The following is a 9,566-nucleotide window of genomic DNA, read 5'->3' as shown; positions in this document are numbered from 1 at the left end:
GGTTCCACCGCTTTCCCCTTCGGCGATTCGCGCGAGTCCCGACAGCAGTTCCTCGCGGCCTGTGCCGACGACCACGCCGCGGTGCTCGAGAGCGGCGCGGGTCGTCGCCAGCGCGGCCGCGATGTCGGCGTGGTCCAGCTCCGGGCGGGCGGCGGCGAAGGCGCGCAGCCGCTCGGCCTGACCGCGCAGCGCCGCCGGCGAGGCCGCCGACAGGATCCCCGGCACGACCCCGGCGGGCCCCGCGACGGGCTCAGCGGGCTTGGCGGGCCCCGCGACGGGCTCGGCGGGCTCAGCGGGCTCAGCGGGCGGCGCCTCCTCGATGATCACGTGGGCGTTGGTGCCCGACGCGCCGAACGAGGACACTCCCGCCCGGCGCGGACGGCCATGGTCGGGCCAGTCGAGCGACTCGGTCAGCAGCCGGACGTTCCCGGCGGACCAGTCGACGTTCGGGCTCGGCTCGTCCACGTGGAGGGTCCGGGGCAGCACACGGTTGCGGATGGCCTGGACGACCTTGATGATGCCGCCGACACCGGCGGCGGCCTGGGTGTGCGCGATGTTGGACTTCAACGACCCCAGCCACAGCGGGCGGTCCTCCGGCCGGTCCCGCCCATAGGTCGCCAAAAGCGCCTGCGCCTCGATCGGGTCGCCCAGCGTCGTCCCCGTCCCGTGCGCCTCGACCATGTCGATGTCGCCGGGCCCCAGGCGCGCCGCCGCCAGCGCCTGCCGGATCGCCCGCTGCTGCGACGGCCCGTTCGGCGCGGTCAGGCCGCTGGACGCGCCGTCCTGATTGGTGGCGATCCCCCGCACGACGGCGAGCACGTCATGCCCGTTGCGCCGGGCGTCCGCGAGCCGCTCGACCAGCAGCATGCCGACGCCCTCCGACCAGCCGACCCCGTCGGCGGACGCGGCGAACGACCGGCACCGCCCGTCCGGGGACAGTCCCCGCTGGGCGCTGAACTCCACGAACATGTCCGTCGTCGCCATCACGGCGACGCCGCCCGCCATCGCCAGCGAGCACTCGCCGGAGCGCAGCGCCTGGACTGCGAGGTGCAGCGCGACCAGCGACGACGAGCACGCCGTGTCGAGGGTGATGGCGGGGCCCTCCAGCCCCAACGTGTAGGCGACCCGGCCGGAGGCCAGCGAGCCCATGCTGTGGTTCCCGGCGTAGTCGTGGTACATCTGCCCGACGAACACCCCGGTGGCGGTGCCCTTCAGGGTGCCGGGGTCGATGCCGGCGCGTTCGAGGACCTCCCATGCGGTCTCCAGGACCAGCCGCTGCTGCGGGTCCATGCCGGCGGCCTCACGCGGGGAGATCCCGAAGAAACCGGCGTCGAACGCGGCGGCGTCCCTCAGGAACCCGCCACGGCGGACGTAGCTGCGGCCCGCCCGTCCCGGCTTGGGGTCGTAGACGGCATCGACGTTCCAGCCGCGGTCGGCGGGGAAGTCCGAGGTCGCGTCGGTCCCGTCCATCACCAGCCGCCACAGGTCCTCGGGTGAGCCCACGTCGGACGCCCCCGGCCCGGCCGGGTAGCGGCACGCCATCCCGACGATGGCGATCGGCTCGTCGTCGCGGCCCGCCGCTTCGTCCAGCGCCGCGATGCGGGCACGCGCCTCGCGCAGGTCCGCGGTCGCCCGTCGCAGATAGCTGAGAAGTCGTTCATCGTCGGCCATGCGACGACCCACCCCCATCGGTGCCGGTGACAGCGCCAGGAACGCTAATCCACGGTTCTGCGGCCCCCAACCCCTGTGATCGGGGCCCCGACCCCTAGCCGCCCGTGCGGGCGGATAACGGGGAAACGCATCGGGCGATTAGGGGGCACGGCGCGCATTTAGGGGCCCGGACCAGCCCATCACCGGTCTCCGCAGCCGTTCTCATCGGAGGCGGAGGCATCAGCGCGATTCCGGCGGCACCAGGGCGTCCGGTTTCGGGCTGGAGGGGAACCGACCCCACACCGACGGGGTCGTGACTGGCTGGGGCGAGGGCTGCGGCCGCACCGTGTTCGTCTACGCCCACGACTTCCGTTCCAGGAGGGCGTGACCGCCCTCGCCGGGGCGTCGACTGCCGTGCACACACAGGGTTAGCCAAGAGGTGCGTAGCGCGACGCAACGGCAAAGCGGTCACGTTCGACACCAGTCCGCAAACGAGCAGAGAGTGCGACGATCACCCGTCCGCCCGAAAATGGTAGAAGCCCCACTGGGCCACCGGCAGGAAGGCATCCGATGCGGCCGAGGAGCGCGTTCAAGGCGTTGATCGTGGGCGGGTCTGTAGGAGGCCTCGCAGCAGCACACGAGATGCGAGCCGTGGGCGTCGACGCCGCTGTGTACGAGCGCTCCGCAGGCAGGATGGAGGCCCGTGGCGCGGGAATCGTCATGCAGCCCGAGGTAGCGGAACTACTCGTCCGCCTGGGAGTCACCGCGCGATCGATGAGCGTGGAACTGCGAGAGCGCCAGCAGCTCCACCTTCACGGCAGCACCGCCCGGTACGAGGCGCCCCAGCTGATGACCGCCTGGGACACCCTCCACCGGGCACTGCGCGAACCTCTCACCGAGGTCTGCTACCGCCTGGACAGTGCCCTGAGGCGGGTCCAGGTGGAAGGCTCCCAGGTCACGGCCGAGTTCGCTGATGGATACACTACGCGGGGCAACTTTCTCGTGGGTGCCGATGGGATCGGCTCGGCGACGCGCCAGTTGCTCGATCCGGACGTACGTCCCGCGTATGCCGGGTATGTGGCCTGGCGCGGCCTGGAGCCGGAATCGACCCTCCCCAGGCATCTGCTGGATCTGTTGGCGGACCGGTTCACATTCTGCGGTTCCGACGGCCTGCAGATGCTGTGCTACTTGGTCCCGGGCCCCGACGGTGAACTGTCGGAGGGCTCCCGGCGCGTCAACTGGGTGTGGTACATGAACGTAGCCGAGCGCGACCTGCCCAGGGTGCTCGCGAGCCGGTCCGGGAAAACGTTCACGACCTTCCTCCCACCCGGGGAGATCACGCCGGAGATCGCGGATGAGCTTGCCACCGTGGCCGGCTCATCGCTTCCGCCGCAGTTCTCAGAGCTCGTACGGCGCTCCGATGTGTTCATGCAGCCGGTCTTCGATGTCCGGCCGCACCGGATGGTCGCCGACCACGCGGCCCTGATCGGCGATGCTGCCGGAACGGTCCGGCCGCACACCGCCTCCGGGACATCGAAGGCCTTCGGCGACGCGGCCGGTCTCGCGGCAGCCCTGCGTGGCTGGACACCTGATCAAGGCCAACCGGCCGGGCGGCTCGCGGACTGGGAACGGGATCGGCTCTCTTACCTGGTCGCCCTGTCGCGCGCTGGGATCGATTTGGCCAACCGGTCAACACTCGGTACTACGCGGAGCCGCCGCTTCTTCGCCTCCCCATGAGCAACCCTCGCCGAAAACGTCATGCTCCCATTCGGCGGACATGGCCATTTACACTCCTGGGGGCAGCAGGCGTGGACCGGCGACGATCAGGACAGCGAACGAGAAGGACCGAGGACGCCCGCTTGCTCTCCGCGCCCACGACAGGGCCGCAGCGGGACCGCCGGGGCAACGCTCCCGGTCAACGCCCCCCGGGCTCCGCACCGAGCCGTCGGCGATAGCGCAGGCCGGGGCGTCCGCCGACGGTGGCGTCCGCCACGACGGTGAATCCGTTGCGGCCGAGCACGGTCATGGAGGCGACGTTGTCGAGGGCGGTGTAGGCGGTGAGGGTGGAGAGCCGGTACGCCGTGGCGGCCAGGCGGCACACCTCTTCCACCGCGGCGGTCGCCATGCCCCGGCCCGCGGCGCGCTCGCCGATCCGGTAGCCGAGTTCGGCGTCCCCGTCCTCGACGTCCACGAGATTGACGCGGCCGGCCAACTCGCCCTGGTCGTCCACGACGACATGGAAGTGACACACACCGGCGTCCTGCTCGGCGAGCCGGGCACGGTGCAGGGATGCGAACTCCTCGAAGTAGGCGTCCCCGCGGTCCGAGATCGACCGGGCGAAGTACGCCCGGTTCTCGCGCTCGAAGGCCAGCAGGGCGGGCGCGTGGTCGGCCCGGAGCCGTTCCAACCTCAACATGCCCAAAAGTATACGTAACGAGGGGCGCGCCCGTCCGCGGTCCGGGCCCGCCCAGCATTCGGTGCGGAATTCTCTCCGGTCCGCCGTATCCGCGGGAAGGAAATCCACAATCTGCTTGCGCATCATGCCTATCCCTCAAGTATCCCGCCCGAGTAGCCTGTTCTTCCGCCGATACTGTCGTGCTTGGGAGGCTGAGAGCCAGTGATCGTACTCGGTTACAACGGATTCAGCAGAGGTGCGGAGCTTTTCGGGCGTCTCTACGGGGCGACTGGTGTCGGCCGTAATCTCTTGGTGGGTCATGACGCCGCGGCGGCTCTGGTGATCGACGGCGAGGTGGTGGCGGCAGTCGAGGAGGAGCGGCTGAGCCGGGTCAAGAAGACGTCCGATTTCCCGGCCCACGCAATCACCTGGTGTCTGGACTCCGCCGGTGTTGGCCTCGACCAGGTGGACGTTTTCGCTTTCCCCTGGCGGTTTTCGCCGGCAGTGGCCGAGGAGATGATTTCAGGGATATGCGACTCCGGCATGCCGGTCGCGGCCAAGTTCGACGCCCTGCGCAGCACGGGTGAGCTCTACACCGGCATGCTCAGCCCCGACGCGGTGTACCACGACTTCGTCGAGCGCACCGGCTACGAACTGGATCCCAACAAGCTCACCCTGGTGCCCCACCATCTGGCCCATCTCATGTGCGGCGCCTACCTGGCCGGCGGGGGCGACGCCGCCTTCCTGGTGAGCGACGGCCGGGCGGAGACGCTGTCCTCCGTCATGGGCGAGCTGCGGAACGGCGTGGTCCGCCAGTTCGACGAGAGCGCGGTTCCCATGACCAGTTCGCTCGGGGTGGCGTTCGGGCGGATCACCCGCTATCTGGGGTTCGTACCCAACAACGACGAGTACAAGGTGATGGGCCTGGCCGCGTACGGCCCGCCGCCGCGGCACAATCCGCTGCTCGAGCGCGTTGTGCGGCTGCACGAGAACGGCTCGTACACCATCTCCACGCCACGGGACATATCGGCCTACTACGCACTGTTCGACGACCTGTTCGGCGGCGACAGCGAGAAGCGCGAGCAGTTCGACTTCCGCGTCAAGGTCGCCGGGCTGGCACAGCACATGGTCGAGGCCGTCACCGCTCATCAGGTGCGGGCGCTGACCGCGGCCTCCGGCCTGGACACCCTGCTCTTCGAGGGCGGGCTGGCGCTGAACTGCGTGGCCAACACCAAGATGCTGGAGAGGTCGCCGTTCACCGGCATGGAGGTCAGCTTCGGGGCCAGCGACCCCGGGGTCGCCATGGGCGCGGCCGTGTACGCCGCCGGTCTCAGGAATCGGCCGGCCGACGCGGTCACCACCCCCTATCTGGGGCCTTCGTACGACGAGCGGCAGGTCCAGGACGCGCTGGCGGACTACGCGGACCGCGTCGAGTGGCAGGAGGAGCCCGACGCCGCCTCGATCGCCGACCGGACGGCGGAGTTGCTGGCCGGGAAGAACGTCGTGGGCTGGTTCCAGGGCCGGAGCGAGTTCGGGCCGCGCGCCCTGGGCAACCGCAGCATCCTCGCCAACCCGGCCTTCCCCGACATCAAGGACATCATCAATCTCCGGGTGAAACACCGGGAGCCCTTCCGGCCGTTCGCACCCGTCATCCTCGAGTCGGAGGCCCCCCGCGTCTTCTCGATGGGCAAGAAGACCTCGTCCCCGTATATGACCTTCGTCTTCCCGGTGCGGAAGGAGTACCAGGAGCGGATCCCCGGCGCCTGTCACGTGGACGGCACGGCGCGGGCCCAGACGGTGAACGAGGGGCAGAATCCCGCCCTCGCCCGGCTGTTGCGCGCCTTCACGGCCCGGACGGATGTGCCCTGCCTGCTCAACACGTCCTTCAACGTGGCCGGTGAGCCCATCGTCTGCTCGCCACGGGACGCCTTGGAGTGCTTCCTCGCCACCGAGATCGACTATCTGGTCATCGACCGGTTCGTGATCACCAAGAAGGGGAGCTGAGCCGTCGGCCCGCGGGGCGCGTGCGCCCCGCGGGCCGGCAGTTCTCAATTCTTCGGGAGCTGAATGGGCTCGTTCGGCCCGCCCTTTGTCTCGATGGTCAGAAAAGACAGAACGTCATCGCCGATGTTCTTCAGGTCATGCAGGTGGTATCGCCCCTCGGGGCAGCGGAAATGCTGAGACTGTCCGCGGGCATAAGAGATCTCGTGTGTGGTGCCATCGCTGGAGTGCTGGCGGGCCCGGCCGTTTGTCAGGGCTATCCAGAAGTAGTCCAGTACATGCCGATGGACGGGAATTCGCCCGCCCGGCTGAAGGTGGGTCTCCCAGATGCGCAGGGAATCGGTCTCTTTCACCAGGGTCTGGCCGATACACCCATGATGGGCGTTGGTGTCGAATTCCTTGTGCAGCTGCGGACTCCAGCGAGCATAAGCCTCGGCGACGACAGTGCTGGAGAGAGAGGTATCGGAGCGAGAATCTTTACCCACGAGCGGGATCCTTTCGCTGAACGACAGGGCTCATAGATTCGCTGAACGACAGGGCTCACAGAGCGGAGGAGAGTGCTTCGAGCAGGGCGGTGTTCGCGCGCCGATCGCCGATGGTGATACGGCAGGTATCCGGGATCACCCGCCCGGTGTCGGCGACGACGATGCCCGCGCCCCGAAGCTGGTCCATCACGCGCTCGTGCTTGTGCAGCCGGACGAAGAGGAAGTTGGTCTCCGAGGGGAACACCCGAGCCACCGCGGGATGCTCGGTCAGCGTCGAGGCCATCCGGTCACGTTCGGCGCGGATGCGCTGGATGCCGGCGACCACCCGCCGCACATCGGTCAGCCGGTCCCGCACGGCGTGCTGGGAGTCGTTGGTGAACCCGAAGGGCACCTGCACCCGGCGCAGTGCCTCGATGACACCGGGCTGGGCCAGGGCGATTCCGCAGCGCGCGCCGGCGAGGCCCCATGCCTTGGAGAGTGTCCTGAGCACGATGAGGTTGTCGTGCCGGGCGATCAGCCGGGCGTACGAGGGCTTCTCGCTGAACTCGGCATAGGCTTCGTCGATCACCACCAGCCCGCGGCCGCGAGCCACCAGGTGGTGGACCTGCTCCGGGTCGAGCCTGGTCCCGACGGGGTTGTTGGGGTCGCACAGGATGGTCACCCGTGGATCGGCCGCCAGGATGCGCTCGGTGTCGAGCTGGGACAGGTCGTCGCCGCGCAGCGGCACGTCGACGACGGGCAGGCGCAGGATGTGGGCGAAGTGGCCGTAGAGCGGGAAGGTGGGTGGTGTGACGCAGACGCGCTCACCGGGTGACGCCAGCGCCGCCAGGAGCAGCATGACGCCGTCCACCGCCCCGCTGCTGAACAGCACGTGGTCCGCGCTCAGCGCGTCCACGCCCGCGTGGCCGGGGAATGTCGCGATCGTGGCCAGGTAGGTGTCGGCCAGCTCTGTGGTGTCGAGGTGGGGGTACTCCCCCGCGGCGCCCAGGAACGGGTTGGTGTTGCTGGACAGGTCGATCGTGTCGAACCGGGGCACCTGGCGGAAGCGGGCCGGGCCGGGGACGGGCACCCCCGTGACGGGGGGAGCCGCGTACTCCGACAGCGGGTGTTCCGCGCCCGCTTCCGCCGGGGAGGCGAGGCCGGGGGCGCGCAGCCAGTGGTCGAGGGGTACGAACAGATCGGCTCCGAGGCGGCGCATGCGCGGGACGTCTCCCCGGCCGAGGTGGACCCACTCCAGGCCGGAGCGCCGGGCGTGGAGGTACAGCCGGTACATGGACGCGGCGAAGAGCTCGTCCCGTGCGGCGGGGTCGTCGTGGTCGGTGGCCTGTGTGAGGGAGTAGATCCCCCGGCCGTTGTGGGATGTGGTGATGAGCCCGGCCTGGACCACGGCGTTCTGTTCGCGGCGCAGGAGTATCTCGGTGCGATCGGCCAACGGGCCGTGCGCCAGTGCGTCGAGGGCTTCGGCGTTGTACAGGTTGTGGTGGCCGCCGTGGCGCTCGGCCTGACGCTGGTGGAGCGTGACGAAGGCGTCTCGCGCCCAGGGACTTCCGTCGAGCTCGCTCAGCCGGATCCGCTCCCAGGTCAGCTCGAGGGAGGCCTCGCGGTCGCGGCGGCGGAGGTCGTTGAGTCGTTCGGCGCCGATACGGGTCCGCAGGGCCTCGTCCACCTCCCCGGCCAGCCGGACGACACACTCGCTCTCGGTGGCGATCGGAACGAGCCCTGCCGCCCGCAGCGCGCTGGTGTCATCGCCGCGGCGCACGTTGGGCACCAGGATCTGGGGCACGCCCAGTGTCTCGGCGCGGCGGACCAGTTCATCGAGCGCGTGGCGGGTGGGGGCGGGGCTGGTCGGGTGGTACGGGGACCCGCCGCCCACCAGCGTGGGGCGCTCGAGCACGGCGGTGTCCAGGGCGGCGAACGCGCCCGCGCCTCGGTCTAGTCGGCCCAAGGCGCACACCGGGTCCGGGGACCCGAGGGCGGCGGACAGCACATGCTGAAGCGCGTCGATATCTGCGGACCTGCGCATGCTCGTTCTCCACTCCTCGTGGTCACTGGGGTGTCCCGGCTCCGTGCGCGTCCAGGTACGCGTCGACGCGGTCGCGGTACTCCTCGAACAGGTCGGCCACGGTGCGGGCGATACCGGCCCGCCAGCCGATGGTGCAGTCGCCGATCAGGCCGCGGCGGACGTCGTGGTCGAAGATGGCCGTTTCCCGGCTGTAGTCGCCGCGGTCCAGCCGCACCGGCACTCCGGTGAGCGCGGACAGATACTCCAGCAGATCGGTGATGCCGACCTCCTCGTCCCCGCCCCAGTTCACCACCCGCGCGGGCGCCCGCGCCACGTCCCACAGCAGCGGCACCTGGCGTACGACGTCATCGGTGTGCAGCAGATTGCAGTAGTTCTGGCCCTCGCGGGGCACCGCGCAGGGCTGCCCTTCGCGCATCTGATGGAACAGGATCATGGGCACACCACCGTGGCCGTACGGGCCGTAGGCGATGTTGAGGCGGGCGATCACCGTCGGCAGCCCGAGTGCCTCGGCCAGACCGCGTGCCACCCCTTCGGCGGTGATCTTGGCGACGGGGTAGGTCGGCAGCCAGGGCGCCGCGCCGCCCAGCGGATCGCTCTCCCGGTAGCGATGTGTCCGATCGGCGCGGTTGTAGACCACCCCGGACGAGACGTACAGGAACGACTCGGCGGCGGAGCAGTGGGTCATCAGCCCAGCGGTGCCGACCGCGTTGACGCGCGCGGTGTCCTCGAAGTCCTTGCCGTCGCCCCGGTGCACCGCCGAGTGCAGCACATGGGTGAAGTCGCGGGGCAGGCCCTCCAGGTCATCGGTGGCCATGTCCCAGACGGCGGTGTGGGCGCCCACTTCCTCCAGTGCCTCGCGGGCGTGTGGGTCGCCGAACCGGCCCAGGCACCACACCTCGTTGTCGACGGCGAGCGATTCGGCGACGGGCCTCGCGACCTGTCCGGTCCCACCGGTGATGAGTATCTTCTTGCGTTGCATGATCGGCCGCTCCTGGTGGTGTCAGCGGTTGCC

The 9,566-nt window shown here is 69.9% G+C and carries 7 protein-coding genes; 2 read left to right on the top strand and 5 right to left on the bottom strand.

The genetic code is table 11. The annotated features are described in order from the left end of the window. On the bottom strand, positions 1 to 1,671 hold a 1,671-nt coding region (locus tag JK364_RS18635; RefSeq protein ID WP_201852221.1), incomplete at its 3' end, for a type I polyketide synthase. A gap of 549 nt (positions 1,672 to 2,220) precedes the next feature. Here JK364_RS18635 and JK364_RS18630 point away from each other — a divergent pair. Beyond that, positions 2,221 to 3,387: an FAD binding domain-containing protein gene (locus tag JK364_RS18630; RefSeq protein ID WP_201852220.1), complete on the top strand. Its 1,167-nt coding sequence runs from the start codon at positions 2,221 to 2,223 to the stop codon at positions 3,385 to 3,387. 178 nt (positions 3,388 to 3,565) lie between these two features. Here the strand turns inward: JK364_RS18630 and JK364_RS18625 are convergent, their stop codons facing one another. Then, positions 3,566 to 4,066, bottom strand: coding sequence for a GNAT family N-acetyltransferase (locus JK364_RS18625; protein WP_201852219.1), 501 nt, complete (start codon positions 4,064 to 4,066; stop codon positions 3,566 to 3,568). Positions 4,067 to 4,267: 201 nt separating this feature from the next. Here JK364_RS18625 and JK364_RS18620 point away from each other — a divergent pair, with 201 nt between their 5' ends. Further along, the gene (locus JK364_RS18620) at positions 4,268 to 6,049 is read left to right on the top strand and encodes a carbamoyltransferase family protein (protein WP_201852218.1); all 1,782 of its coding nucleotides are present in this window, start codon (positions 4,268 to 4,270) and stop codon (positions 6,047 to 6,049) included. Between the two features lie 44 nt (positions 6,050 to 6,093). Here the strand turns inward: JK364_RS18620 and JK364_RS18615 are convergent, their stop codons facing one another. From JK364_RS18615 to JK364_RS18605, 3 genes are read right to left on the bottom strand one after another with little or no spacing between them, the layout of a single operon-like run. After that, positions 6,094 to 6,531 carry a cupin domain-containing protein gene (locus JK364_RS18615; protein ID WP_201852217.1) on the bottom strand — a complete coding sequence of 146 codons (438 nt, stop codon included), beginning with the start codon at positions 6,529 to 6,531 and terminating at the stop codon, positions 6,094 to 6,096. A 55-nt stretch (positions 6,532 to 6,586) separates the two neighbouring features. Then, the gene (locus JK364_RS18610; protein ID WP_201852216.1) at positions 6,587 to 8,554 is read right to left on the bottom strand and encodes an aminotransferase class I/II-fold pyridoxal phosphate-dependent enzyme; all 1,968 of its coding nucleotides are present in this window, start codon (positions 8,552 to 8,554) and stop codon (positions 6,587 to 6,589) included. Between the two features lie 22 nt (positions 8,555 to 8,576). Then, positions 8,577 to 9,533 carry an NAD-dependent epimerase/dehydratase family protein gene (locus JK364_RS18605; RefSeq protein ID WP_201852215.1) on the bottom strand — a complete coding sequence of 319 codons (957 nt, stop codon included), beginning with the start codon at positions 9,531 to 9,533 and terminating at the stop codon, positions 8,577 to 8,579. Positions 9,534 to 9,566: the final 33 nt, after the last annotated feature.

It is taken from the genome of Streptomyces endocoffeicus, assembly GCF_016741935.1.
Classification (GTDB): domain Bacteria; phylum Actinomycetota; class Actinomycetes; order Streptomycetales; family Streptomycetaceae; genus Streptomyces; species Streptomyces endocoffeicus.
This window is presented reverse-complemented; position numbering and strand designations above follow the sequence as displayed.